General features: G+C 61.2%; 29 protein-coding genes. 19 read left to right on the top strand and 10 right to left on the bottom strand.

The window, feature by feature from the left end:
- Window positions 1-8 precede the first annotated feature (8 nt).
- Window positions 9-965: a carbohydrate kinase family protein gene (locus TERRO_RS05280; RefSeq protein WP_014784967.1), complete on the top strand. Its 957-nt coding sequence runs from the start codon at window positions 9-11 to the stop codon at window positions 963-965.
- A 120-nt stretch (window positions 966-1,085) separates the two neighbouring features.
- Here the strand turns inward: TERRO_RS05280 and TERRO_RS05275 are convergent, their stop codons facing one another.
- Entirely contained in the window at window positions 1,086-2,228 is a 1,143-nt protein-coding gene (locus TERRO_RS05275) for an acyltransferase family protein (protein ID WP_014784966.1), read from the bottom strand.
- A 51-nt stretch (window positions 2,229-2,279) separates the two neighbouring features.
- Between TERRO_RS05275 and TERRO_RS05270 the strand changes: the two genes are divergently transcribed.
- The 4 genes from TERRO_RS05270 (at window position 2,280) to sdhB (ending at window position 6,978) form a co-directional block, all read left to right on the top strand.
- Window positions 2,280-2,888, top strand: a complete 609-nt coding sequence (locus tag TERRO_RS05270; protein WP_014784965.1) for a non-canonical purine NTP pyrophosphatase — start codon at window positions 2,280-2,282, stop codon at window positions 2,886-2,888.
- Between the two features lie 183 nt (window positions 2,889-3,071).
- Window positions 3,072-3,962, top strand: coding sequence for a succinate dehydrogenase cytochrome b558 subunit (locus TERRO_RS05265; RefSeq protein WP_245536218.1), 891 nt, complete (start codon window positions 3,072-3,074; stop codon window positions 3,960-3,962).
- Between the two features lie 131 nt (window positions 3,963-4,093).
- Window positions 4,094-5,872 (top strand): succinate dehydrogenase flavoprotein subunit, encoded by a 1,779-nt coding sequence (gene sdhA, locus TERRO_RS05260; protein WP_014784963.1) that lies wholly within the window; start codon window positions 4,094-4,096, stop codon window positions 5,870-5,872.
- 296 nt (window positions 5,873-6,168) lie between these two features.
- Window positions 6,169-6,978: a succinate dehydrogenase iron-sulfur subunit gene (gene sdhB, locus TERRO_RS05255; RefSeq protein ID WP_014784962.1), complete on the top strand. Its 810-nt coding sequence runs from the start codon at window positions 6,169-6,171 to the stop codon at window positions 6,976-6,978.
- A 427-nt stretch (window positions 6,979-7,405) separates the two neighbouring features.
- Here the strand turns inward: sdhB and TERRO_RS23070 are convergent, their stop codons facing one another.
- Entirely contained in the window at window positions 7,406-7,657 is a 252-nt protein-coding gene (locus tag TERRO_RS23070; RefSeq protein WP_157178255.1) for a hypothetical protein, read from the bottom strand.
- 260 nt (window positions 7,658-7,917) lie between these two features.
- Here TERRO_RS23070 and TERRO_RS05245 point away from each other — a divergent pair, with 260 nt between their 5' ends.
- Window positions 7,918-9,027, top strand: coding sequence for an NAD(P)-dependent alcohol dehydrogenase (locus TERRO_RS05245; RefSeq protein WP_014784961.1), 1,110 nt, complete (start codon window positions 7,918-7,920; stop codon window positions 9,025-9,027).
- 60 nt (window positions 9,028-9,087) lie between these two features.
- On the opposite strand, the gene TERRO_RS05240 is transcribed toward TERRO_RS05245, so the two are convergent.
- A complete protein-coding gene (locus tag TERRO_RS05240) occupies window positions 9,088-9,639 on the bottom strand; it encodes a PPC domain-containing DNA-binding protein (protein WP_014784960.1) in 552 nt (183 codons plus the stop codon).
- A 139-nt stretch (window positions 9,640-9,778) separates the two neighbouring features.
- Window positions 9,779-9,997, bottom strand: a complete 219-nt coding sequence (locus tag TERRO_RS05235; RefSeq protein WP_014784959.1) for a hypothetical protein — start codon at window positions 9,995-9,997, stop codon at window positions 9,779-9,781.
- Window positions 9,998-10,149: 152 nt separating this feature from the next.
- On the opposite strand from TERRO_RS05235, the gene TERRO_RS05230 reads away from it, so the two are divergent.
- The 5 genes from TERRO_RS05230 to TERRO_RS05210 all read left to right on the top strand — a co-directional run bounded on the left by TERRO_RS05230 (window position 10,150) and on the right by TERRO_RS05210 (window position 15,642).
- Window positions 10,150-11,292 carry a dipeptidase gene (locus TERRO_RS05230; RefSeq protein ID WP_014784958.1) on the top strand — a complete coding sequence of 381 codons (1,143 nt, stop codon included), beginning with the start codon at window positions 10,150-10,152 and terminating at the stop codon, window positions 11,290-11,292.
- Window positions 11,293-11,354: 62 nt separating this feature from the next.
- Entirely contained in the window at window positions 11,355-11,942 is a 588-nt protein-coding gene (locus TERRO_RS05225) for a DinB family protein (protein ID WP_014784957.1), read from the top strand.
- Between the two features lie 185 nt (window positions 11,943-12,127).
- Entirely contained in the window at window positions 12,128-13,396 is a 1,269-nt protein-coding gene (locus TERRO_RS05220; RefSeq protein ID WP_014784956.1) for a nucleoside permease, read from the top strand.
- Window positions 13,396-14,559, top strand: coding sequence for a Gfo/Idh/MocA family protein (locus TERRO_RS05215; protein ID WP_014784955.1), 1,164 nt, complete (start codon window positions 13,396-13,398; stop codon window positions 14,557-14,559). The genes TERRO_RS05220 and TERRO_RS05215 overlap by 1 nt, the downstream gene beginning before the upstream one ends.
- Window positions 14,560-14,838: 279 nt before the next feature.
- Window positions 14,839-15,642, top strand: a complete 804-nt coding sequence (locus tag TERRO_RS05210; RefSeq protein ID WP_014784954.1) for a TIGR03435 family protein — start codon at window positions 14,839-14,841, stop codon at window positions 15,640-15,642.
- A 66-nt stretch (window positions 15,643-15,708) separates the two neighbouring features.
- Here TERRO_RS05210 and TERRO_RS05205 read toward each other — a convergent pair whose 3' ends face one another.
- Together TERRO_RS05205 and TERRO_RS05200 are read right to left on the bottom strand one after the other, a co-directional pair.
- The gene (locus tag TERRO_RS05205) at window positions 15,709-16,674 is read right to left on the bottom strand and encodes a sugar phosphate isomerase/epimerase family protein (protein ID WP_041593009.1); all 966 of its coding nucleotides are present in this window, start codon (window positions 16,672-16,674) and stop codon (window positions 15,709-15,711) included.
- Window positions 16,675-16,693: 19 nt separating this feature from the next.
- Window positions 16,694-17,335, bottom strand: a complete 642-nt coding sequence (locus tag TERRO_RS05200; protein ID WP_041593008.1) for a GntR family transcriptional regulator — start codon at window positions 17,333-17,335, stop codon at window positions 16,694-16,696.
- A gap of 125 nt (window positions 17,336-17,460) precedes the next feature.
- Between TERRO_RS05200 and cyoE the strand changes: the two genes are divergently transcribed.
- From cyoE to pgeF, 4 genes are read left to right on the top strand one after another with little or no spacing between them, the layout of a single operon-like run.
- On the top strand, window positions 17,461-18,411 hold the full coding sequence (gene cyoE / locus TERRO_RS05195) for a heme o synthase (RefSeq protein WP_014784951.1): 951 nt from the start codon (window positions 17,461-17,463) through the stop codon (window positions 18,409-18,411).
- Between the two features lie 9 nt (window positions 18,412-18,420).
- Window positions 18,421-18,996 carry a DUF420 domain-containing protein gene (locus TERRO_RS05190; protein ID WP_014784950.1) on the top strand — a complete coding sequence of 192 codons (576 nt, stop codon included), beginning with the start codon at window positions 18,421-18,423 and terminating at the stop codon, window positions 18,994-18,996.
- A gap of 23 nt (window positions 18,997-19,019) precedes the next feature.
- The gene (locus TERRO_RS05185) at window positions 19,020-19,247 is read left to right on the top strand and encodes a hypothetical protein (protein WP_041593007.1); all 228 of its coding nucleotides are present in this window, start codon (window positions 19,020-19,022) and stop codon (window positions 19,245-19,247) included.
- Window positions 19,248-19,263: 16 nt separating this feature from the next.
- Complete coding sequence (gene pgeF / locus TERRO_RS05180) at window positions 19,264-20,076, top strand: peptidoglycan editing factor PgeF (RefSeq protein ID WP_245536217.1); 813 nt, start codon at window positions 19,264-19,266, stop codon at window positions 20,074-20,076.
- Between the two features lie 63 nt (window positions 20,077-20,139).
- Here pgeF and cyaY read toward each other — a convergent pair whose 3' ends face one another.
- The 3 genes from cyaY to TERRO_RS05165 are packed head-to-tail and all read right to left on the bottom strand — an operon-like array spanning window position 20,140 to window position 21,352.
- Window positions 20,140-20,469, bottom strand: a complete 330-nt coding sequence (gene cyaY, locus TERRO_RS05175) for an iron donor protein CyaY (RefSeq protein ID WP_014784947.1) — start codon at window positions 20,467-20,469, stop codon at window positions 20,140-20,142.
- Between the two features lie 19 nt (window positions 20,470-20,488).
- A complete protein-coding gene (locus TERRO_RS05170) occupies window positions 20,489-20,857 on the bottom strand; it encodes a sulfite exporter TauE/SafE family protein (RefSeq protein WP_014784946.1) in 369 nt (122 codons plus the stop codon).
- A gap of 3 nt (window positions 20,858-20,860) precedes the next feature.
- Window positions 20,861-21,352, bottom strand: coding sequence for a single-stranded DNA-binding protein (locus TERRO_RS05165; RefSeq protein ID WP_014784945.1), 492 nt, complete (start codon window positions 21,350-21,352; stop codon window positions 20,861-20,863).
- A gap of 105 nt (window positions 21,353-21,457) precedes the next feature.
- On the opposite strand from TERRO_RS05165, the gene aroE reads away from it, so the two are divergent.
- From aroE to TERRO_RS22595, 4 genes are all read left to right on the top strand, one after another.
- Window positions 21,458-22,996, top strand: coding sequence for a shikimate dehydrogenase (gene aroE / locus TERRO_RS05160; RefSeq protein WP_014784944.1), 1,539 nt, complete (start codon window positions 21,458-21,460; stop codon window positions 22,994-22,996).
- Window positions 22,997-23,122: 126 nt separating this feature from the next.
- Window positions 23,123-23,602 (top strand): vitamin K epoxide reductase family protein, encoded by a 480-nt coding sequence (locus tag TERRO_RS05155; RefSeq protein WP_157178254.1) that lies wholly within the window; start codon window positions 23,123-23,125, stop codon window positions 23,600-23,602.
- 26 nt (window positions 23,603-23,628) lie between these two features.
- Window positions 23,629-24,027 carry a hypothetical protein gene (locus TERRO_RS05150; RefSeq protein WP_014784942.1) on the top strand — a complete coding sequence of 133 codons (399 nt, stop codon included), beginning with the start codon at window positions 23,629-23,631 and terminating at the stop codon, window positions 24,025-24,027.
- Window positions 23,918-24,235 (top strand): DUF3565 domain-containing protein, encoded by a 318-nt coding sequence (locus TERRO_RS22595; protein ID WP_081490591.1) that lies wholly within the window; start codon window positions 23,918-23,920, stop codon window positions 24,233-24,235. The genes TERRO_RS05150 and TERRO_RS22595 overlap by 110 nt, the downstream gene beginning before the upstream one ends.
- Here TERRO_RS22595 and TERRO_RS05145 read toward each other — a convergent pair.
- Window positions 24,190-25,044, bottom strand: a complete 855-nt coding sequence (locus TERRO_RS05145; RefSeq protein ID WP_014784940.1) for a GAF domain-containing protein — start codon at window positions 25,042-25,044, stop codon at window positions 24,190-24,192. The two genes, TERRO_RS22595 and TERRO_RS05145, sit on opposite strands and share 46 nt — an antisense overlap.
- Between the last annotated feature and the right edge of the window lie 103 nt (window positions 25,045-25,147).

Below are 25,147 nucleotides of genomic sequence, written 5' to 3'. Positions count from 1 at the left end.
ATGGAGGCATGCAAAATGTTGTAACGGTCGACGTGGTCGGAGTTGGATTGAACGCTACGGACACCTTGATCGCGCTTGACCGGTTCCCTTCCATTGGACAAAAGGTAGAGTTTCAGACTGTCCACATCCTGCCCGGCGGCCAGACTGCGTCTGCCGTGGTGGCGTGCCAGACGTGGGGTCTGCAGACGCGCTACGTCGGCAAGCTGGGCGACGACTCTGCCGCTGCGATCCATCGTGCGGCGTTTGACCGCGCCGGCGTTGAGGCTCAGATCCTGACGGCGGAGAACACCTCCAGCGCGCAGTCAATCATTCTGGTGGATGGATCGGGCGAGCGGACGGTGCTGTTGAAGCGCGATGAGCGCCTCAGTCTGCAGCCGAAGGATCTGCGGCGGAACTGGATCGCCGGCTCTCGTGCGTTGCATGTGGACGGCTTTGATACCGCCGCTGCGACGCAGGCCGCTACGTGGGCTCGTGAGGATGGTGTGCCGGTTATCGCCGATCTGGATGAGATCTATCCTGGCGTGCATGACCTGCTGCCGCTGATCGATCACCTGATCGTGTCGCGAGACTTCCCTGCACGGCTTACGGGCGAGCCGGATCTGGAAAAGGCGCTGAAGAAGATGCGTGCAGACTACGGCAGCAAGATTACGGCGGCGACGCTGGGTCATGACGGTGTGCTGGCATGGGACGGTAAGGAGTTCCACTACCGCCCCGCATACCTGGTGCCTGTGGTGGACACGACGGGTGCGGGCGATATGTTTCATGCGGCGTATATCTACGGATTGCTTGCCGGCTGGGAGCTGGACCGCCAGTTGGACTTTGCGTGTGCGGCTGCGGCGCTGAACTGCACGGCGTCTGGCGCTCGTGGCGGTATTCGGGCTGTGGATGTCATTGAAGACCTGATGCAAACGGGAACTCTGTATCCCGCCGTGTATCCGGCACCGCAAAACACCATCTTCGCCTAAGGCTCGAGTTCTCTAAGTAGCAAGCTTAACCAGCAAGCTGCGCAGCTTCGCGGCTGCCTGCGCTTGCCGGCAGACACGCGCAGGCTAAGTGTGACCTACGCACTGTCGCTCCAATTGTGCTCAGGACGACTTGTAGCTGAGAGGAAGTGGGGCCGGACTGTGCCCGGCGAGCTTCTCCTTCAGACGCAGGAACGGCTTTTCGAACAAATGGAATGACGCGATGGCCGCTGGTATGCAGATGAGGAAGATCATCAGCAGCCGAAGGCCATCGTGAAGATTGTGCGTCGCATGGGGTGCGAAGCGGTGGACCACCATGAGTGCCACTCTCGACAGCATTACGTGGAAGAGATACAGCCCGTAAGAGATCTTGCCAAAAAAGCGCAGCAGTGCCGAAGACAGGATACGGGCCACCCGACCGGGCTCCAAAGCCAACAGCAGCAAGGAACCATAAAAGAGCGAGATCGCAGGTACGCCAACGGTCCACATCAACCGCCCGCTCGAGCTTGGTCCTGCCACTGCAGCGATCGTCGCGACGACTATAGCGGACCCCAGTAGAACGGAGCCGGCCTGGCGCTTCCACACCAGCAGCAGGGGTGACTGTGCGCGCACCGACAAAGCGATCCACGCGCCCACTGCCAGTTCGCCTGAGCGGGACAAGGAGAAGCCGTAGTCATACCAGCCGAGTGGTACCGACACGATGCGGCATAGCAGCGACAGGAGAAAGACCGCGAGGCACAGTTTCCGAGCCTGCTCCAGTGTGCGCATGCGCCAGATCAGGAATGGCCAGACCAGGTAGAACTGCTCCTCAACCGCGAGGCTCCACAGGTGGTACACGGGGAAGATTCCCGGCACGTCCAGCAGATGCGAGCCATCGGGTACCAGATTCTGCGCATAGGCTGCGTAGATCAGCAGGTGCCAGGCCTGGCTCGCCTGCCCGGCGCACAGCACAGCCACAAGTAAGACAAGAATCATTGCGTAATACAGCGGAAAGATGCGAAGCGCCCGCCGCACGAAGAAGGTTCGCCAACGGTCCACCCTGGTGCGGCCTGCCCAGAGAATGCCTGTAATCAGGAATCCTGAGAGCAGAAAGAAGAGTGAAACGCCCGTCCATCCGATTCGAATCAATTGCCCGATCGACCGTACGACTGGATTGGAATCAGCGGCTCCGCCACCGAAATGAAAGACAATGATGAGCAACACCGCAACGCCCCGAAGGCCGTCCAATGCAGGAATGTGCGGATGCGAGGGGGTTCGCTCTTCCATATTTCAAACACTTGGTTGCTCAACGTACCACATAGAAAGCCTGGACACCCTTTGATCGTCTATGTAGCAAGTTCGAATCCTGGCAAGCTGCGCGATTTCCGTTCGGCCGCAGATGCTTTTCCTGGCATTTCGATTGAGCCTCTTCCTGGCCTCGCTGACATTCCGGCGCCTGCAGAAGATGCTCCTGACTTTGAAGGAAACGCGCGGGCCAAGGCGATGTATTACTCGAAGTTTGCGCCGGGGGCGTGGGTGGTTGCGGACGACAGCGGCCTGGAAGTGGATGCGCTGGATGGGCGGCCTGGCGTGCGTTCTGCCCGGTTTTCGCAGGATGTTGGCGGTGTGGAGAGTGGTGACGGACTGGATGCGGACAACAATCTGGCGCTAACGTTGGCGATGATTGAGCAGACGGATCGCACGGCGCGGTATCGGTGTGTGCTGGCGCTTGCTGTGGATGGCAGGGTTGAGATGGTGACGCACGGCAAGCTGGAGGGCGAGGTTCTGACCGATCCGGAGGGCGCTGGTGGGTTCGGGTATGACCCGCTTTTCTATGCTCCAGAGCTTGGTTGCACGATGGCACAGGCGGGTCTGGAGGACCGGATGCGTGTGAGTCATCGGGGCCGTGCGCTGGCTTCTTTGCTGCGTCAGTGGCGCGCCTGCTGAGGTGGTTGCGCAGCTTTGAATCGTCTCAGAGCAGAAGTAGGCCGATTTCGTTTATCGGCTGCAATGGCCGTTATTCGAACGCCGCCGACAAGTTGCATTGACTAGCGTTTTCGCCGCACCGGATACTGTGCGTGCCTTTCTCCGCGTGCTGCTGTCGTTTCGACAGATGACACGGAGACCATTTTGCAGCACGAGCAGGAGCGCGTACCCATGGGCGCAGCAGCAGTCGCACCACCCGATAACAGCAGCCGCAAGGGCGTGAAACCGCTGCGCGCGGGCGAAGGTCACTCGTTCCTTTGGCGCAAGCTGCACTCGCTGTCGGGCATCATCCCGATCGGCGCGTTTTTGGTCGAACACATCCTCTCGAACTTTGAGATCGTGCATGGACCGCTGGCTTACGCGCAGCAGGTGAAGTTCCTGAACGGGCTGCCGCTGGCTCGCGTGCTGGAGTGGGCGTTCATCTTTATTCCGCTGACCTTCCATGCACTGTATGGCGTATGGATCGCCTTCCGCGGTCGCGCCAATGTGAACGTCTATCCGTGGGCCGGCAACTGGATGTACATCTCGCAGCGCGTGACGGGTTTGATCGCGTTCGTCTACATCATTCAGCATGTTTGGCGTCAGCGCTTCGCGGGTGTGTCGCTCCCGGAGCATCCGGGACTGGCTTATGCCAAGGTGCAGTATGAGTTGCTGAACCCGTGGATGCTGGCCGTTTATGTGATCGCGATGATCGCTACCTGCTGGCACTTCAGCTATGGCATCTGGCTGTTTGCGGCGAAGTGGGGCATTACGCCCGGCGATCAGGCGCGCAAGAAGTTTGGCTATGTCTGCGGTCTGTTTGGCACAGTGCTCTGCGCGATGGGCCTGGTTTCGATCTTCTGGGTGGCTTATGCGATTCCCTATAGCCCGGTGGACGTGATGCCGGCGCAGCCGACGGGTGTGGTGCTGCCTGCGCAGCCCGGACCGGGAGCACAGTATCCCGCGGACAATGGCTTGCCGAATGGCAGCAATGGTCAGCTTCAGAATGATTCAGCCGGGCAGCCGGTGCAGCCGAGTGCGGTGCCGCAACAGTAGTTGAAAGCGTACCTCAGGGGCTAAGGCCCCTGGCTATATGCAGGATTTTCGGCACAGCTAAAGCTGTGCCCTTCCGAAAGAATTGAGAGCGGTGGTTCCATTCACCCTCTGACAAGAACGGAGTTTCGAAGATGGCAGCAGTGCCAAGAATCATCGTTGTCGGTGGCGGTCTTGCCGGTCTTTCCGCGGTTATCAAGATCGCTGAGGCCGGTGGCAAGGTCGATTTGTTCTCGATCGTTCCGGTCAAGCGTTCGCACTCGGTTTGCGCGCAGGGCGGCATCAATGCGGCCAAGGATCTGAAGGGCGAAGGCGACTCGGTCGACAAGCACTTTGACGACACCGTCTATGGCGGCGACTTCCTCGCGAACCAGACGCCCGTCAAGAACATGACGGCGCAGGGCCCGGCGATCATCGATCTGCTGGACCGCATGGGTGTGCCGTTCAACCGCACGCCGGAAGGTCTGCTGGACTTCCGCCGCTTCGGTGGCACGCTGTACCAGCGCACGGCTTATGCAGGCGCGACGACCGGTCAGCAGTTGCTGTACGCGCTGGACGAGCAGGTTCGCCGCTTCGAGGCAGAGGGCAAGGTCACCAAGTACGAGGGATGGGAGTTCCTGTCGGCCGTGCTCGATAGCCAGGGCGTTGCGCGCGGTATCTGCGCGATGGACCTGCGTTCGATGGAAGTGCGCACGTTTGCTGCGGACGCCATCATCATCTGCACCGGCGGCAACGGCGCCATCTTCGGTAAGAGCACGAACTCCGTCGTCTGCACGGGATCGGCGCAGTCTGCGCTGTACCAGCAGGGCGCGTTCTATGCGAACGGCGAGTTCATCCAGGTTCACCCGACGGCGATCCCCGGTGAAGACAAGCTGCGGCTGATGTCGGAGTCGGCTCGTGGCGAGGGTGGCCGCGTGTGGGTGCCGCGCAAGAAGGGCGATCCTCGCCCGGCGAAGACCATCCCCGAGGCCGACCGCTACTACTTCCTGGAAGAGAAGTATCCCAAGTACGGCAACCTGGTGCCGCGTGACATTGCGACGCGCGAGATCCACAAGATTGTGTACGAGCAGGACCTGGGTATCGACGGACAGCCCATGGTCTACCTGGACGTCTCGCACATCCCGCGCGAGGTGCTGGAGAAGAAGATCGAAGGCATCCTCGAGATCTACGAGAAGTTCGTCGGCGAAGATCCGCACGAAGTTCCGATGAAGATCTTCCCGGGTGTGCACTACACGATGGGCGGCCTGTGGGTGGACTTTAACCAGCAGACGAACATCCCCGGCATCTTCGCCGCGGGTGAGGCAGACTACTCGATCCACGGAGCGAACCGCCTGGGTGCGAATTCCCTGCTGAGCTGCATCTACGGCGGCTTTGTTGCCGGGCCGCAGGCGATGACGTATGCGAAGAGCCTGCCGGCGCAGACGGGTGATGGCGGACACGCTGCCGAGAAGGTTCGGCAGATGGAGTTCAACAACATCCTGCTGAGCAACCAGGGCACTGAGAATCCGTTTAAGCTGTGGCGCGAGCTGGGTGAGACGATGACGCGGCACGCCACGATCATTCGTTACAACAAGGGTCTGCGCGAGGCCGACGAGAAGATCGTCGAACTGCTGGCGCGCTATCGCAACATCAACCTGACCGATAAGAGCCAGTGGGCGAATACTTCGTTCGCCTTCACACGGCAGCTTTACAACATGCTGCAGTTGGCACGCGTGATTGTGCAGGGTGCGGAGAAGCGCGACGAGAGCCGTGGCGCACATTACAAGCCGGACTTCCCGGATCGTAATGACGAGCAGTTCCTGAAGACGACGATGGCTAGTTATGACTCGGCGAACGATGCGCCGGTGATTGGGTACGAAGAAGTGGATACGCAGTGGATCAAGCCGCGCCCACGGGTTTATACGAGTTCGTAATCCGGGGCTAAAGCCCCTTTGAAACACCGGTGTGATCAGTGGCCTAAAGGCCACTGCCTTCTCCGGAAGGCACCGGGGCTGAAGCACTTCTGGAACACCCGGTTATCAGTGGCCTGAGGGCCACTGCCTTCTCCGGTAAGCAGCGAGCTTCGGATCGCTGAAACAAACATTGCCGCAAGCGGGGCTTTAGCCCCGACCGGCAGCAGTATCGGGGCTAAAGCCCCTTTTGAACACCGGCGTTATCAGTGGCCTGAAGGCCACTGCCTTCTCCGGATCGCAGGGCAGAGCGAGGAATTATGTCGACGAAGACGAAGAACGGGCATAGCGGTAAGGCGAAGGCGTACACGGGTTCGACCTACAAGGTGACGATCAAGCGGCAGGCGACGCCGGATGCGGCGGCGACGACCGAGGTCTTCAATCTGCCCTATCGCAGCGGCCTGAACATTACCAGCGTGCTCGGCGACATCGCCGCTAACCCGATCAATGCATCGGGCGCGTCGACGACGGCCATTGCGTATGACTCGAACTGCCTGGAGGAGATCTGCGGCAGTTGCGCGATGCTGATCAATGGCAAGGCACGCATGGCGTGCAGTGCCCTGGTCGACACGATGCTGGCGGAGAGCGGCAATGGCGAGATCACGCTGGCTCCCCTGTCGAAGTTTCCCGTGGTGCGCGATCTCGCGGTCGACCGCAGCGTTCTGTTTGAGAACCTGAAGGCTGTGAAGGCTTGGGTGCCGATCGACGGCAGCTACGACCTGGGGCCGGGACCTCGGCAGTTCCCGCAGATTCAGGAGCAGCGGTATCCGCTGTCGAACTGCATCTCGTGCACGATCTGCATGGAGGTCTGCCCGCAGTTCAATGACGACACCAACTTCGTTGGTGCTGCAACCATTGCGCAGGCTCGCCTGTTCAACATGGACCCTGCGGGTTCCGTGCTGAAGGAAGAGCGTCTGCGAGCGCTGGCTGGTGACGGCGGTGTGCAGGAGTGTGGCTATGCGCAGAACTGCGTGCAGGCCTGCCCGAAGCAGTTGCCGCTGACGGAAGCGATCAGCGACATCAGCCGTGACGTGATCCTGCAGCAGGTGAAGGACTTCTTCGTACGGTAGATAGCTTCAGCCTCGTCGGTATCGTCGGACTCGCAAGCCGATCTTTAGCCTCTGAGGTATGACTTCGCTCGAGCCGCCTCTAAAGAAAGCTAAGCCTCAGAGGCTAAAGCCGAGCTCCAAAGTTGGGAGTCGTTCTGGCACAGCTGAAGCTGTGCCCTTCCGATCAACAAGCGTCGGTGTTTGGTTCCATCTTCAACCGTGTGACTAGGCCTTCCGTTGGTCGGCTACGAGCGCTGCGGTGTCGTGAGCAAAGGCAGGGCGTGAGCCTTGCCTTTGCTGTTGGTGGGCCCTAGTCTTTCGGCATGCCGACTGGTGCGTTGCAGGTTCATTTCGAAGAAGGGCTTTACATCGCCTCTGGCCATGAGGACTTCGGAGGGATGCGGTGCAGCCTGATCGCTGAGGGCCAAACCTGAGAGGCGCTGCGCGGTTATAACTCAGGGCAAGACGCCGGAGAACTCAGCGCAACCAGCTCCTCGTCGCGCACTGTTTGCGGGTCTTCGGCATGAGGTGTGGCGGCAGGATGTGGGGCGATCGTGTTGGATGCGTCGGCGGGTTTGAGCGGGAGGTCGTCTTCGCACTCCCAGGGGGGCGCGTCCTGCGGTTTGAGTGCGAGGCCGGCTACCGTCAGCAGAGTTGTGACCAGGAAATAACTGAAGAGAGAGTGAAGGCCGCGCGACACCGCTCGATCTTAGCCTGGTGGTTGGGGGATGTCCGTCAGCTCTCCGACACAAGCGAGATTGTGTGGCGATATGTTTCCCAGCGTGTGTTTTCACGGGCGGCACGCGTGCTTCGGACGTGTTCGCTTTCTTTGCTCAAGCGTGAAATGGGACACGGAGGGCTTTGAGCTCGCGCCTGCCACTTTGACCCGTGGCCGCTCGATCGGGCATCGTTGGGTGCGGTTGGCGGCGTCGCAATCTCTTGAAAGCAGGGATTCTCGAGATGATTCAAGCCGTTGGATACGCGACAAACCATTCCTTCACCGATCTGAAACCGCTGAAGTTTGAGCGTGACGAAGCGAAGCCGAACGAGGTGACGATTGACGTGATGTATTGCGGCGTCTGCCACTCGGACATTCACCAGGCGAAGAACGAGTGGGGTAACACGGTGTATCCGTGCATGCCGGGCCATGAGGTGGTTGGGCGCGTGAGCGCAGTGGGTTCGGCTGTGACACGGCATAAGGTGGGCGACATGGTGGGCGTGGGCTGCATGATCGATAGCTGCCGGCAGTGTGCGCCTTGTAAGGAGGGCGACGAGAACTATTGCGAGGGTCCGAATAGCTGGCTGGCGACGTACAACGGACCGATGGTTCCGGCGAAGAAGGCTGCCGATGAAAAGAACCACTACGGTCGCGACAACACGTATGGCGGATACAGCAATGTGCTGGTGGTGGCGGAAGACTTTGCGCTGAAGATCCCCGCGGGACTGAAGCCGGAGGCTGCGGCGCCGCTGCTGTGCGCGGGCGTGACGACTTACTCGCCGATGAAGCACTGGGGCGTGAAGGCGGGCAGCCAGGTTGGTATTGTGGGCTTCGGCGGCCTGGGTGACATTGCGGCGAAGATGGCAATTGCCATGGGCGCGACGGTGACGATCTTTACGACGAGCGAGGAGAAGCTGGATGAGGCTCGTCGGATTGGTGCGACGGGCGTGCCGGAAGAGAACCTGAAGAAAGAAGTGGACCCGACTAATCCGCTGACGTTGAGCTTCGACTTCATTCTGAGCACGGTACCGGAGAAGCACGACCTGAACCCGTTTTTGCCGCTGCTGAAGCGGAACGCGACGATGGTGATCTGCGGCGACCTGGGACCGTTGATGCCGGTGAATAACATGCAACTGGCATCGCATCGCAATGGTGTTGCGGGTTCGCTGATCGGCAACCTTGCGGATACGCAGGAGGTGCTGAATTTCTGCGCGGAGCATGGCATTGCGCATGAGATCGAGATGCTGGATATCAAGGACATTAATGATGCGTACAAGGCCGTGGAGAAGGGCGAAGTACGCTATCGGTATGTGATCGATATGGCTACGTTGAAGGCCGAGGACGCCGACTAGTCTTTGCGGATAAACATCGAACGCCTCCTGCTTTGCAGGAGGCGTTTTTGTTTGCCGGGACTAAGGTTTTGGATCGATGAGTTTCATGCCGCTTTCGTCGTCGGGACGCTTGGTGAGTGGTGCGGTGTTGGCGGTGAGGAAGACTTCAACGGTGGGGTTTACGTTGAGCTCGAAGACGTGGCCGCCTACGGTGGTGCCGTCATGTTTGCCGAGGACTGCGTGCATGTGGATGACGGGTTTATTGTTGAAGGTGGCGATGTCGCCGGTGAGGGCCAGGACTTCAACCTGCTCGGTGACGGGGATGGCGTGGTAGATCTTGCGCGGCAGGTCGAGCCAGGCGAGGGTTGCGCCGCTGACGGCGCCGATGCCGGTGAAGTGAGCGTCGCCGATGTGGTTTGCGATGGCGAAGTCGGTGAGGCCACTGAGGATCTCGTCGCCCTTGAGGAAGACGATGGCGTAGACCTTCTCTTCCGGCGTGTTCTTCACCAGTTGGAAGGTCATGTGTGGTGCTTTGCCTACGGGAACCGGGCGCGTGGGCTGAATGGTCTGCTGCGCCGGGGCGAGCGTTGCGGTGGCTAGGGCAAAGGCGAGCGTGAGGGCCTGGCGGATCATGGGGATGATTGTCTCTTATGTGGTCGTTGCTAGACCCACTCATGACGATGGAGCTGTCATGAATGGGGCACCCATGGTGTCGCTGACGCGAAAGAGCCCCGGCTTGGCCGAGGCTCTTTGGAGTGCAGATGCTTTGGGGTTACTTGGTGAAGATGTCGCCGTCGTTGTGTGCCTGACGGTTGGAGGCGCGCTTGGCGGAGTCTTCCGCGACGCGATCGATATGCGACTGGTGGCCCGACTCCGGGGTCTCCAGCGAGTTAATGCCCGGGCGTGCCGGTGTGTCTGCTGTGTTGACCTTGTCTTTAGCGATGCCTTCGCCTTCGCCTGCGTTACCGTTGCCGGTCAAGCTGCTGCTCATAGCCTTATCACCTCGACTTGAGTAGACGCCGGGTGTGCTTCGCGGGTTTGCCGTGGCTGGATCTTCTATGCGGTGTGGCGGATGGTTGCCATGCGGGTTCCGGTACGCAGGAAGGCGGGGTGCGTGGCTGCGAGCGCGGCTAACATTGTCGAATGGAAGACTTTCTGACGCAGGCGCGGGCGCTGCATGCGGAGTGCATCGTTCTGGATGGTCATGCGGACACGCCGCAACGCTTTGTGGATGACGAGTGGAACTGGACCGGAGATGCGCTGGGACTAGGGCAACTGTCGGCAGAGACGGCTCGTGCGGGCGGGCTGGATGGTGGTTTCCTGATTGCGTGGCCGGAGCCTGAAGCCTGGGCGGGTCAGTTTGCGGATCGTACGCGGAAGTTGATTGCGGGAGTGCACATGCAGGCTGCGCGGCATCCCGCGGCGATTTGTGTGTGCCGGACGCCGGATGAGATCCGGAGTGCTAAGGCGGATGCTTGCTTTGCCGCGATGATCGGCGTGGAGGGCGGACACGCGATCGAGAACAGTCTTGAGATTCTGCGTGAGTTCTATACGGCTGGTGCGCGTTACATGACGCTGACGTGGGCCAACGCGAATGACTGGTGCGGGTCGAGCGGTGGCGGTGCGAACCCGATGGGGTTGACGGCGTTTGGCCGCGAGGTGATCGCGGAGATGAATTGGCTGGGCATGATGGTGGATGTGTCGCATGTGAGCGATGCGTCGTTCTGGGATGTGCTGGAGGCGAGCCGTGTGCCGGTGATTGCTTCGCACTCTTCGGTGCGACGGCTGTGTGAAGCGCCGCGCAATCTGACGGATGAGATGGCACTTGCGCTGGCGGCGAAGGGCGGCGTGGTGATGGTGAACTTCTTTGCGGCGTTCCTGAGCGATCCGTGGCGTGCTGCGTGGAATGCGCAGAAACCTGAGTTGCTGGCGGCGCTGGATGAGGTTCGTGCGTGGTTCAAGGCGGAGGGGCGGCCTGTTCCCTTCTCTGCGGAGATTGCGGTGGATCGTGAGTTTGCACAGCGCATCGCGCCGGTTCCGTTCTCAGTGCTGGTGGATCACTTCGATCATCTATTGCGGCTGGTTGGGCCGGAGCATGTGGGGATTGGATCGGACTTTGATGGCATCGCACTTTCGGTGGAGGGCATGGAGACTGCGGCGGATCTGCCGAAGATCACAGCTGGGCTGCTGGAGCGTGGCTGGAAGGCAGAGGAGTTGCGCGGGATGCTGGGAGAGAATCTGCTGCGTGTGATGACGGTTGTGCAGGATGGCGCCGGCGCGGCTTAGGTCGTTCGTCGCGGTTAGAAAAAAGGTCACACCGCAGGCGCTTGCCCGGTATACTTTCGCGCATGTTGCGTGCCCTTGTGCTCACCGCTGCTGTTGCCGCCTCGACCGTTACGCTTGCTTGCGTTCCTGCCGTTGCGCAGGCTCCTGCCAAGAACGCGCCGCCTGCAACACTGCGCTCCATTTTGCTGGAGCAGTTGCGGTCTACCCACAACAAGGCAGAGTGGTTCACGCCGATGAATGCGGCTGTTGCCGGCATGACGCCGGAGCAGGCGCGGTGGATTCCGCAGAACGCCGCGGGCAAGGTTGATCCGGAGAACAATCATTCCGTCGGGATGCTGGCGGCGCACCTGGTGTTTTGGAATGAGCGTTCGTTGCTGGAGGTAAAAGGCGAGAAGCCCGCGGCCTTCGGTGGCAACAACGACGAGACCTTCAACAACTTTGACGCGAAGCGGTGGACCGACATTGTGGCTCGACTGGACCGCGTGATGACGGGCTTTGAGCAGTGGACGGAGAAGGCAACGGATGCGCAGTTGCAGGCGGCGGCTACGCGACTGGCGCATGTGGGAACGCACAATGCGTATCACACGGGACAGATCCTCTACGTGAGGAAACTGCAGGGCTCGTGGAATCCTGCGAACGGTGTGAAGTAGCTGCGTTGCCGTGTGTTGATGCGAACCGATACACTCGTCAGGCGAGTGGATGGCTGCTGCGCCTGCTGGCGCCGGATCATTGATTATCTGTAATCTGGTGGCCCGAGCTCAATTTACTCACCAACATTGCACGGCTTCGCCGCGCGATCTACGAAATCCAGCTCTTGCATGAGGAACCTGCCGTAATGACGAAGGTAAAGCTTTCACTGATGATGTTCCTGCAGTTCTTTATCTGGGGAGGCTGGTACGTCACCATTACCACTTGGGTCAGCCAGACGCTGCACTTCAATGGTGTGCAGACAGGACTGATCAGTGGTGCGACCGCGTTTGGTGCGGTGCTGTCGCCTTTCTTTGCAGGATGGGTTGCGGACAACCTGATGTCGGCGCAGTACATGCTGGCGTTGCTGCACCTGGTGGGTGCGGGTCTGCTGTTCTACGCATCGACGCAGCATGAGTTCGGACCGTTGTACTTCCTCATCCTGGCGTATGCCGTGGTGTACATGCCAACGCTGGGACTGGCGAATGTGATTGCGTTCCGCCAGATGAAGGACTCCAAGACAGAGTTCGCACCAATCCGCGTGCTGGGTACGATTGGCTGGATCTGCGCGGGTCTGCTTATCAGCTTTGTCTTCCACGCCGATGCGACCTCGTTCCCGTTGAAGCTTTCGGCGATTGCTTCGCTGGTGATGGCGGCTTACTCGCTGATACTGCCGAGCACACCGCCGCAGGCAACAGAGAGTTTCTCTGTGAGCAACCTGTTTCCGGTGGAAGTGCGCCGTATGTTCCGCGACAGAAGCTTCCTGATCTTTGCGATTGCATCGTTCCTGATCTGCATTCCGCTGCAGTTCTACTACGCGTTTACGAATCCCTTCCTGAACCAGATTGGCGTGGCGGATGCCGCGGGCAAGATGACCGGCGGGCAGATGTCCGAGCTGGGCTGCATGTTGCTGATCCCCATGTTCTTCCGCCGGCTTGGCGTGAAGTGGATGATGGTGGCGGGCATGGCGGCGTGGGTGGTGCGGTATGTCTGCTTTGCCTACGGCGATCCGGGACCGGGCGTGTGGATGTTGTGGCTGGGTATCCTGCTGCATGGCATCTGCTATGACTTCTTCTTTGTGACGGGCCAGATCTACACGGATCGCAAGGCACCGGCGGCCTATCGCAGTGCGGCGCAGGGTTTGATCACGCTGATCACGTATGGCGTGGGTATGCTGGTGGGATCGTGGTTGAGCGGCCTGATCGTCGACAAGTATGCGTCGACACTTGCGGACGGATCTGCCGCGCATAACTGGCGTGCGATCTGGCTGGTTGCTTCTGCCCTTTCGGTCACGGTTCTTCTGCTCTTTCTCGCAGTCTTCAAGGACGACGAAGACGACGATTCCAACACCACTGCGACGACACCGCTACTGGTCAATGCGGAGCCCGCAACAGCTATCCCTGAGGTATCCATCTAATGCAGTCTGCTGCTACGAAGAAGATTGGTATGGGCCTGGTTGGCCCTGGTTTCATTGCATCGCACCACATCGACGCGGTTCGCCGCCTGGGCTATGCCGAAGTGGTCGCACTGGCGGACGTGAGCGTCGAGCATGCACGTTCGAAGGCCGATGCACTGGGCATCCGTAACGCGTATGGATCGGCGAAGGAGTTGATCGCTGATCCGGATGTGGACGTGATTCACAACACGACACCGAACCATCTGCACTTTGAGGTGTCGATGGCGGCGATCGAGGCGGGCAAGCACATTGTCAGCGAGAAGCCGCTGGCGATGGACAGCGATCAGTGCCGCCGCCTGCGCGATGCGGCTAAGGCCGCGGGCGTGGTGAATGCGGTGATGTTCAACTATCGCGGCAACCCGCTGGTGCAGCAGATGCGCGCGATGATTGCTGCGGACGAGATCGGCACGACGGTGTTTGTGAAGGGCCAGTACCTGCAGGACTGGCTGACGGACGATCACGTGTTTTCGTGGCGGCTGGATCCGGCGCTGGGCGGCAAGAGTTCGGCCCTGGCCGACATTGGTTCGCACACGTGCGACCTGGCCGAGCATGTGACGGGATCCAAGATTGTGTCGGTGCTTGCGGACCTTGGGACGATTGTGAAGACGCGTTATACGAGCGGCTCTGCGATTGCTTTCTCCGGCGAGAAGGGTGGCGATCTTCGCGAGGTGCAGATTGCCGGTGAAGACGTTGCGAGCGTGATGATTCGCTTTGCGAATGGCGCCAAGGGCATTGTGACCGTGGGACAGGTACTGCCTGGACACAAGAACGATCTGCAGCTGGAGATCAACGGCCGCAAGGCTTCGCTGGGCTGGAAGCAGGAGTCGCAGAACGAGCTTTGGATTGGCCGCTATGATGCTTCGAACTCGGTGATGGCGAAGGATCCTTCACTGATGGCTGCGAGTGCGAAGCCGTATGCGCACCTGCCCGGTGGACACCAGGAGGGATGGCCAGACGCGTTCTTCAACGTGGTGTCGGCGATCTACGGATGGGTTCGTGCGGGTGCGGCGACGCCGAAGCCTGAGGTTGTGTCTTCGTTTGCGGATGCGACGCATGTGACGGAGATTGTGGATGCGATGTTGCGCAGCCATGACGGTGGGAATGTTTGGGTTTCGGTTGAGTAGTGTTTTGCTGTTTGCGATCCGGAAGGGCGGCCCAATGGGCCGCCCTTGTTTGTCGTGCAGGATGTTGGTTTTGGGTTTAGAGCGATAGCGGTAGGCAAAGGACTTTGAGGGCGTTACTATCTGCTACTGCTGTTGCCTGCCTGCTGGACGAGCTGAAGTCTGGCCTGGCTTGCAGTCCTGAAAGGGACAGGCCGCAGGCATGTGCGAAGGTTCACAGGAATTGCTTTGATAGGTGATCGAATGGGCGCTCGACACGGCGGGAGATATTTACCTCTTGTAATGCTTGTTGGTTTTTGGGGCACGAGCCACTGGGCGGGTCTGGATGCACAGACGATCCCGAAGACCAGGGTTCCAACGGCGCGGCCCGAGGTGATGTCCAGTGAGCCGCGCTACGAGGTGGTTTCGGTGAAGCCTAGCCAGGCGTTTACCGGGGAGTTTATGGCCCGGTTTACACGCGATGGATTCACCGCGCGGAATATCACTCCCGTGATGATCTTGCGTCTTGCCTTCGATCTTGAGAACTCCAACGACGATCTTTTTCTTGGTGCTCCGAAGTGGGCTTACACCGACCGGTTCGACATTGACGCCAAGGTTGGCGAAGAGGATGCCGAACGGTATGCGAAGCTGACGCGCCTGGAACGCAATGTGGTGCTGCAATCGATGCTGGCTGAGCGGTTCCAACTGTTGGCGAGCCGGGGCGTGCGCCAGGGACGGGTGTACCTGCTGCTGCCTGCGCCGGGCGGCGTGAAGATCGAGGAATCAAAGGGTGCCGGTGACTATGTTGGGCCTCCCATGATCGCTGCGCAGGGCCATATTGCGGGCCATAACGCGCGGCTGAAACCGCTGGTATCGCTACTGACGCAAAAGTTTGGCAGGACCGTGATCGACAGGACGGAACTTGCGGGCAGGTATGACTTCGCGCTGGATTGGAATCCGGGCGACCTGGGTGGGACTGTCGGCGACGGCGACAGACCGTCCATTCAGACGGCGCTGCGGGAGCAACTGGGCCTGACGCTGGAGGCTGGTACGGGACCGGTGGAAGTATTGACGGTGCAACGCCTGGAACACCCGGCGGCCAATTGATGTCCCCTTGCAAAGAAAAGAGCGAGCCAGATGGCTCGCTCTTTTGTCGTGTCCTCTGTACAGACGTCAGGCCCACCAGGGTTCTACTGCGGGCTCGGTGAGGAGCATGCGTGAGAGCATGCCGACGGCTGAGGTGAGGCCCTCGTGTATGGAGGTGAGCGCGTCTTCGTGCTCGATGCTGATGACGTAGTCGTAGCCCGAGAGTCGCAGTGCGGAGACGATGCCCTTCCAGTCGATCTCGCTGTGTCCCCAGCCTACGGAGCGGAAGAGCCAGGAGCGCTGTGCCATCTGGAGGTAGCTCTTGGTATCGATGACGCCGTTGCGGGCCTTGTTGGCGGGGTTTACGTAGACGTCTTTGGCGTGGAAGTGGAAGATGGCGTCGCCGAGTTCGGCGATGGCGGTTGGGATGTCGATGCCCTGCCACCACATGTGGCTTGGGTCGAAGTTGATGCCGAGGGAGGTGCCGGTAGCGGCGCGCAGGCGCAGCAGCGTCTCCGGGTTGTAGACGACGAAGCCGGGGTGCGCCTCGAGGGCGATCTTGACGCCATGGTCTGCGGCGAAGGCGGCGGTCTTCTGCCAGTAGGGGATGACGCGTTCGTTCCACTGCCAGTCGAGTGCCTGGGCGAACTCCGGCGGCCAGGCTGCGGTGATCCAGTTGGGTGTTGTGTCTGCGGGCGAGCCGCCCGGGCAGCCGGAGAAGGTGTTGATGACGGGAACGCCGAGCTTCTCAGCCAGCAGAATGGTGCGGCGGATGACTTCGTCGTCGTGCGATGCGATCTCTGCGGTGGGGTGGATCGGGTTGCCGTGGCAGGAGAGTGCGCTGATGGTGAGACCAGCGTCTGCGATGCGGCGGCCGAAGGTGGTGGCGGCGGAGGAGCCGCTGAGCAGAGCGTCCACGTCCACGTGGCTGGCGCCGGGATGGTTGCCGGTGCCGAGTTCGACGGCGGTGATGGCGGGGTAGCGCTTCAGTTCCTGGAGGAGCTCGTCAAAGGTGAGCGATCCGAACAGTGCGGTAAATAGACCAAGCTTCAAGATGACATCCCCTTGTGGGTTATTTGTGCTGGTGGAAGGCAGCGACCACATTCTCTGCGAGCATGCGTCCGGCTGCTTTGCCGTTGCCCTGTTCGAGGGCGTCGATGAGGTGCCAGTGCACCTCCTGCGCGGCGAGCAGGTCGATGTGGGTCTTGCCCAGGCGGGTTGCGATGCGAACCTCGTAGGCTAGGGCCTCCCACGCGCGGAGGAGTGCGCGGTTGTTGGCGGCCTCGACGATCATGCGGTGGAACTTCACATCGTGGGTGCCGTAGGCGCGCTGGTCCTTGCGTTTGGCGGCGGTCTGCACGGCATTCGCAGCCTTGCGCAGATCGTCGACGTTGCCCTTGAAGGTGGGAGCGGCGAGCTGCGCGGCGAGCTGTTCGAGCGCGGCGCGGACGTCGTATGCGTCTTCAATTTCTTTGGGTGTGAGTTCGCGGACTCGGGTGCCTTTATAGGGCTCGGTGATGATGAGGTCCATGGCTTCCAGTTCGCGTAGCGCTTCGCGGACCGGGCCCTGGCTGGTCTGCATCTCTTCTGCGATCTGCAGCTCAACGATGCGGGCGCCGGGAGCCATGCGACCGTCCATGATGCGGCTGAGCAGTTCCTGCTTTACACGGTCGGCCATGGACTGGCGCTGGATGCCGTTCTTGCTCAAAGCCATTTCAGCATTATCCGGGAAGAGGGAGAGAAAAGGCGCGGCGATGCACGTCAAAGTGCACGCATTTGCCAGGCGGGAGAGTGGGTCCATGCGGCTGCACTGCGCTATCCTTGAAGGCAGGTCTCAACATGGTTACTGCAGCCCCCATTCCGGACGCACGCGCCTCTGTCACACGGCGATCGACGATCGTGACGGATTACCTGGAGCTGTTCAAGCCACGCGTGACGCTGATGGTGATCATTACGGCTGCGGCAGGGTTTTACCTGGGGTCACTGCGGTCCGGCATCAGCCCACTGAACCTGCAGTTTGTATGGGCCATGGTTGGCATGGCGATTGTTACGGCTGGATCGAGCACATTGAACCAGGTGCTGGAACGCCGCACCGATGCGCTGATGCCGCGGACGCAGTCGCGCCCCATGGCGGCTAAGCGTCTTTCGCTGGCGCATGGACTGGTGATCGGGCTGCTTTGTATTGCGCTGGGGTCGGTACTGCTGGCGGTGACGACGAACCTGATCACGAGCATGCTGACGCTGCTGACGGCGATTGGGTATGTTGCGATCTACACGCCGCTGAAGCGCATGAGCATGGCCGCGACGTTTGTGGGTGCGTTTCCTGGCGCGCTGCCGCCGCTCATTGGCTGGACGGCCGCACGCGGCTTCATTGAGTGGCCGGCGGTTGCGCTGTTCGCGATCTTGTTTGTCTGGCAGTTCCCTCACTTTGAGGCGATTGGCTGGCTGTACCGTGCGGATTATGCCCGGGCCGGCATCCTGGTGACTGCGGTGGCCAAGCCGGATGGCCGTGCGACTGCCGCGCAGGCGCTGTTCTATGCCGTGCTGATGATTCCGGCGAGCCTGTGGCCGGTGTGGCTGGGTACCAGTGGCTGGGCTTATGGCGCGGCTGCAATCATCCTTGGACTGGTCTACCTGTACACGACGCTGCGTTTCACACGCATTACACGCGACCTGCCGCCGGCCGAGTCGCGCAAGATTGCACGCGACCTGTTGAAGGTGAGCGTGATTTATCTGCCGCTGCTGCTGGCTGCCATGATGTTGAACGCGCATGGCCGCATCTTTTTCTAGGGATTCCCGATGACTGCAACTGACACTCGACCGATCCCCACGCCCGAACGTATCAAGACGCCGCCGTCGATCATTGCGGCGATTCTTGGTGTGTCTGTGGTGGCCAGCCTGTTCCTGTTCTGGCTGGTGTACTACCACGCGCCTGCGGACACGCAGCATACGAAGCTGCTGTTCCTGCCGTCGCTGAATGCACTGTTCAACGGGCTTTCCGCTGTTGCGCTGGTCGTTGGGCTGGTGTTTGTGAAGGGCCGGAAGATCAAGCAGCATCGCGCGGCGATGTTTACGGCGTTCCTGTTCTCGACGCTGTTCCTGGTGTCGTACATCCTGAACCACGCGCTGCATGGCGAGTATCGCCTGCCGATTGCGCATGTGGGGCTGCTGTGGAACACGTACTTCTGGATGCTGCTGTCGCACATTCTGCTGTCGGTGTTTGCGCTTCCGCTGATCCTGATCACGTTCTTCTTCTCACTTTCGGAGCGCTTTGAGCAGCACCGCAAGATCGCACGTTGGACCTTCCCGATCTGGCTGTATGTGTCGGTGACGGGCGTGCTGGTGGCCGTGATTCAGGCCGTTGTGCACGGATGAGCGTGACCCAGGTGCAAGGCCGCATGCGTTCTGATACTCGCTCGATTCTTCGCTTCTCGACCACGGTCGTGGCAGTTGGCATTGTTTGCGCCATCGCCGTATGGGCGAGCGGTGGCATGACTACTCATGGACCGCATGGCACTATTGGCTGGTTCGCACTGCTGGTGGCGCTGTGCTGCCTGCCTGCGGGTACGTTCTTCCTGATCCTGGGCGTGGCCAAGTGGATGGGCGACCGCAACCGTACGGACTGACGCATGGATTTGCGACGTGAGTGACGAACCCCACATGGATGATCCGCAGCCGGTACTGGTTCCTGCATTTTCTGCGCGGGAGGGACTGGTGCATGGCTTCTCCACGCGCGTTGGTGGGGTGTCGCTCTGCTATCGGCCTGGTGATCTGAATCTTGGGTTTACCAAGGATGATGATGCCGCGAGCGTTGTGGAGAATCGCAGGCGTCATCTGCGGTCTTTGGGTGCTGAGGGTTTCCGGCGCTTTGGGATGCTGCGGCAGGTTCATTCGCCTGACCTGCTGGTGCTGGGCGAAGCGGACGAAGGTGCGGACGACTTTACGCAGCCAGGTACGGTCTGCGGTGACGCACTGATGACGGATCTGCCGGGCACGTTGCTGACGGTGCAGGTGGCGGACTGCATTCCGGTGCTGCTCTTCGATCCGAAGAGGCGCGCGGTGGCGGCGATCCATGCTGGTTGGCGCGGGACTACGGCTGGTATTGCAGGGTCGACCGCTGTGGCGATGCAGGAGCGGTATGGAAGCGATCCGGGTGACATGATCGCGGCCATTGGGCCGGGTATCGGGCCGGAGAGTTACGTGGTGAGCGAGGAGCTTCGCACGGCGTTTGCTGAGAAGTTTGCGTATGCGGCGGAGCTGTTCCTGGAAGGCGGGACGAAGCTGCACCTGGACCTTTGGAAGGCGAATCAGCGGCAGTTGCTGGATGCGGGTCTACTGGATGCGAAGATCCATGTGCTGGGACTGGATACGGCGACGGCTACGGATCGCTTCTTCTCGCATCGTGCGGAGAAGGGTTTTACGGGCCGGATGATGGCTTCGATTGGGCTGAGGTAGCGAAGCGAGCATCCTCCCACTCATGCGCAGAGAGCGCGCATGAGTGGGGCGCCCGTTTGATGGCTATGCCAAGGTGATGTCGGTGTCGCCGGTGTGTTCCTGCAGCAGGCGCTGCGAGAGATTGCGGAGATCTTCGCCGGTCTTGGGCAGGATGAAGCCGCCGTCTACCCAGTCGAGCTTGAAGCTGGTGGAGAGCGCGGAGATCCAGATCTGGCGGACTGGCGTGTTGGGTGTGAAGACGAACTTGCCCTTGGGGTCGTCGAAGACGACGTTGAGGACGCCGCTGTTCTCTTCTACTTCAAAGCCACCGTCTTCTTCTGCGGTGATGAGGCTCTGCTTGAGTGCTTCGAGGGCGCGATCGGCATCGCGGCGGAATGTCTGTTCGTCGATCATGCGCTTAGTCTACCGTTCGTCAGCGTTGCATGAAGAGCTTGATGGCCAGGGCCACGAGCAGGACGGCAAAACCACGGCGTAGAGCGGTGTCTGAGAGGTGCTGCGCGTACTGGCCGCCGAACCAGCCACCGATGGTGAAGCCGACAGCGATGAAGAGTGCCAGCTTGAGGTCGGCGTGGCCCTGCTTGTAGTAGCTCCAGAAGGCGAGGGCACCCACCGGCAACAGTAGCGTTGCGATGGAGGTGCCCTGCGCGCGCTTCTGGGACATGCCGTAGAAGTAGGTCAGTGCCGGAATCAGGAAGACGCCGCCGCCCAGGCCGATGAGGCCGGAGACGCTGCCGACGGCGATTCCAAGGGCGAGACCACCCAGAACCCAGAGGAGGCTCATGGGCTAGAAGGGGATGTCGTCGTCGGTGATGCCTTCGCCTGCGTAGTCGTTGGCGCCTGCGGGTGCACGCTGGTCGAAGCTGGCGGTGTTGCCGCCGCCGTAGCTGCTGCCGCTGCTGCGCGATGCGCCGCCGGAGTAACCACCGCCGCCGCCCTCGCGTTCGCCGCCGCCGAGCAGCGCAAGCTCATTCACGAGGACTTCCGTGCGGTACTTCTTCTGGCCGCTTTCCTTGTCATCCCACGAGCGCGTCTGGATCTTGCCCTCGATGTAGAGCTGCTTGCCCTTCTTCACATAGTCGCGGACGATCTCTGCGGTGCGGCCGAAGCAGACGAGGTTATGCCACTCGGTCGTGTCGACCCACTTGTCGCCTTCCTTCTTGCGGTCCGCGGTGGCCAGCGTGAACTGTGCGATCACCATGCCGCCTTGCGTGGCCCGCATCTCGGGGTCTTTGCCCACGTTCCCCAGCAGAATTACCTTATTGACGCCCTTAGCCATTGCTTTACTCCCGTTCGAATGCGTGAACCAAAGGGTAGCAGAATCGGGGGGTGACTGTGCCCTGTTTGGTTGCACCGGTTGAGCGCTGCCTTTAGCATCGGCCTGATGACGGCACCGATCAACAGAGAAGAAAAGGCCCCGGCGAATGTGTTGCCGGCGAGTGCCGGGCGCGTTTGTGTGGCGGTTTCGGGCGACGGAATGATCGCACTGGCAGCGGAGACCGTGCGGACGAACCCGTTTGTAGAGTTTCGGCTGGACTCCCTGGCGGATCCGGCGGCGATGCTGCCTGCGTTGCGGCAGTTCCTCTTTGGGAATCGTGATGTGACAGCCGTGGCAACATGCCGGCGGAAGGCCTTCGGTGGCGACTTTGGGGGCGATGCGCGGGCGCAGATTGCCATTCTGCGGGAGGCTGCGCTGGCCGGTTGCAGACTCGTAGATATCGAGGTGGAGACGGCAGAGGAGCTGGGCCAGGCGGCGCTCGAAGAATTGCGCGGCGCGGGTGCGGCGGTGATCCTGAGCTGGCATGACTTCCAGGCGACGCCCGAGCTGGAGCCGGTGCTGGAGCGCATGCGGCCCTTTGCACCGGATGTGTACAAGATTGTGCCGACGGCGAAGACGTTGCGCGATGCTCTGCGGTTGATCGACGTGCTGGAGAAGCATGGTGGTGAGGGCAACCTGGTCGCGATGAGTATGGGGTTCAAGGGGACGCTGACGCGGGTGCTTGGGCCGCGATTCGGTTCCCTGTTCACGTTTGCTTCGGCGGACGGGCATGGCGGGACTGCTCCCGGACAGGTGAGCGTCAGCGTGTTGCGCGAGCTCTATCGGGTGGATGAGATCTCTTCACAGACGGCCATTTACGCGGTTGCGGGTGAGCCGATCACCGGGTCGATGTCGCCGCGGATGCAGAACACTGCGTTTGCCGATGCGGGCATGGACGCGGTCTATCTGCCGCTGGAGACGAGCGACCCCAAGGAGCTGCTTGAGGTCGCGGAACGGCTGAATATTCGTGGCCTGAGTATCACGATGCCGCTGAAGGAACTGGTCATGCCGTTGCTGGCCTTCCGGGACCGGTCAGTGGAACAGGCGGGCGCATGCAACACGCTGCTGCGGCATCGCGATGGCAAGCTTGCCGGGTTCAACACGGACATCGCGGGCATCGTGGAGCCCTTGGCGCGGCGCATTACGCTGAAAGGCGCGCGAGTGCTGGTGCTGGGTGCGGGCGGCGCGGCGCGGGCGGCTGTGTATGGACTGGTGGAGCGCGGCGCCACGGTGTTTCTGCTGAACCGGACGACGGAGCGGGCGGAGATGCTTGCTGCGGAGTCTGGTGCGCGGGTGCAGGCGCGCGAGACGCTGGCCGAGACGTACTTCGACGCGATTCTGAACAGCACTCCCTACGGGATGCGCGGGCAGACGATGGATGCGCCGATCACGCAGGCGGAGATGAACTGCAGGGTGTTTTTCGACCTGGTCTACAACCCCCTGGAGACGCCCCTGATCGTCGCTGCGCGGGCGCGTGGTGCGGAGATTATTCCGGGTGTTGCGATGTTTGTGGAGCAGGGCGCGCGTCAGTTCTCGCTGTGGACGGAACGCGCTGCGCCTGAGGGTGAGATGTTGCGGGTTGTGCGCGAGGCTTTGAACGCCTGAGGAGCGGATCGACCTCGCAGGACTGCGCGGGACTCTGGGCTGGTTGGTTATGTTTCGCCCGCTTATGTTCGCCAGACGAAAGGCGGCTTGCCGCGACCGAATGCGGGCCGGTATCGTCCAATGGGTATGCGAGTTCTTCGTCTTCTGATTGCCCTGCTGTCGCTTGGCGGGCTGGTTGTCTCTGTACTTGCGCTGCGCGTTCACCTGCAGGATCCGGGCGCGGCGCCGCCGTGCGCGGTCAGCGAACACTGGGATTGCGGTGCGGTGAATCACTCGCGCTTTGCGGTCTTTCCGCCGCGCGGCTTTGACGAAGACCTGAACAGCAAGGGGCATCTGCCGGTCGCCGTTGCGGGTATCGCGGGCTATGCGGCGATTGTGCTGCTGGCGCTCTTCAAGATGGATTTTCTGGCGTTTGAGGTGAGCCAGATCGGCTTCTTCCTGGCGCTGATCCTGACCTTCCTGGAGAAGTATGTGCTGGAGAAGTGGTGCATCTACTGCGTGTGGTCGCAGTGCATCCTGGCGGTTCTGCTTGGCCTTTCGGCGCTGAACCTGTGGATGGGGCGACGCCGTACGGCTCGCGAAGGTCTGCACCTGCGGGCGATCTGATCGGCCGGTACGCATAGAATCGGCACATGGGCTGGCTTGAAGTTCTTGCGATGTTGAAGCGGCTGCTGCCGTTGTTGACCCGTGTTGCGCCGTTGCTGGAGACGTACGTGGGCGGCAGGCTGGCCGGGCGCGACGACTCTGCTGCGCTGGAACGGATCGCGGTCGATCTGAAGCATGACCTGATCAGCACGACTGCGGCTCATCGTACCGAGACCGAGGCCGCGCTGGCGGAGCAAACGGCGCATCTGCGGGAGCTGACCGAAGAGGTACGGCGCCTGCGCGCGGCCGAAGGCGAGAGCGCGGCGAAGCTGGCGGATGTGCAACAGCGGCTGGCCGCGATGCAGTCGATGTTGCGGCTGCTGGCGATTGGGATGGCGCTGGTGTTCGTCGCCATCGTGGTCGCAGCAGTGCTTCTGCGGCGCTAGCGTGAGCGCCGTTCTTCAGCCGATCCAGAACTTCTTTCAGGATGATGCCGGGCACTGGGTCGCAGTGCTGGCGTGCGGGCATACGCAGCATGTGCGACACGATCCACCGTGGCAGTTGCGGCCGTGGGTGACGACGGAGGCCGGGCGCTCAGCGATGCTGGGTCATAGACTGGCGTGCAAGCTCTGTTCCGCCGATTCGAGTCTGTAGCGGGCATTCGCTGCGGAGGGCACGGCGAGCAACTGGCTTACGAGCATGGTCAGGCGCTGCAGATCGGGCATCAGGCGTTCGGCAAATTCCCGAGCTTCGGCCCCGGTACTGTCCTGCTGCGCCAGGAAGACGAGATTCGTCAGGCTCTGGAGCGGATTGTTGATCTTGTGCGCGAGGCCGTCTGCCATGGATGCTGCCGCACTGCGGCTGGCCTGCTCAAGAAGGGCCGCCTGCTGTCCCTGGTGCCGGACCGCCATGGCGGCGAAGTCAGCGAGCATGGTCATGAGTCGAAGATCTTCGCGGTCGAAGGCCTGGTCGCGTGTGTGGGCCATGACGTAGATGGTGCCGCGCGTCTCTCCCGCCTGCCACGGCAGCAGGAGGCCGTCGGTCACGAGCGGTGCGTCGACGCCAAGGATGTCAAAGAAGCGCTTGCCCACCCGGAAGAGCTGGGGACGTCCCCGTTCAAGGCAGACGCCGCAGGCGCTGGGATATTGCGGCAGCATGGCATCCTGGAACCCGGCGTAGACGCCTTCCGTGGCGACCCAGTGGTAGAAACGATCCGGCGTGCCATCCTTCCGCTCGATACTGATGCCGGCGCTGTCGGCCCCGCAGAGTTCCACGGCGGACCGCACCAATTCCTGCAGGAGAGTCTCAGGCGTCTCTACGAAGGCGCGGCAGAGGCGCTGCAGACCGGCGATCTGGCGCGCGTCGTCACGACCCTGGACGGGCCGCGCCAGGAATTCGGCGTTGCCTTTCAGGTCGTTGACCTCTAGCCCGGTCTCCTCGGTAAAGGAAGCGCTCTGGACCACTGCGGTCTCCATTGTGTCTTTTCGGAAGGTTCGTGAGGGCGCACGTGCAGGACGCCGGTGGGAGCAGTTGCCGCTAGTTTCTCACCAGCGTTTCCCCAGTTCA

This window comes from Terriglobus roseus DSM 18391 (assembly GCF_000265425.1).
Classification (GTDB): domain Bacteria; phylum Acidobacteriota; class Terriglobia; order Terriglobales; family Acidobacteriaceae; genus Terriglobus; species Terriglobus roseus.
The sequence above is the reverse complement of the archived record's forward strand: the minus strand, read 5'-3'. Positions and strand labels throughout refer to the sequence as shown.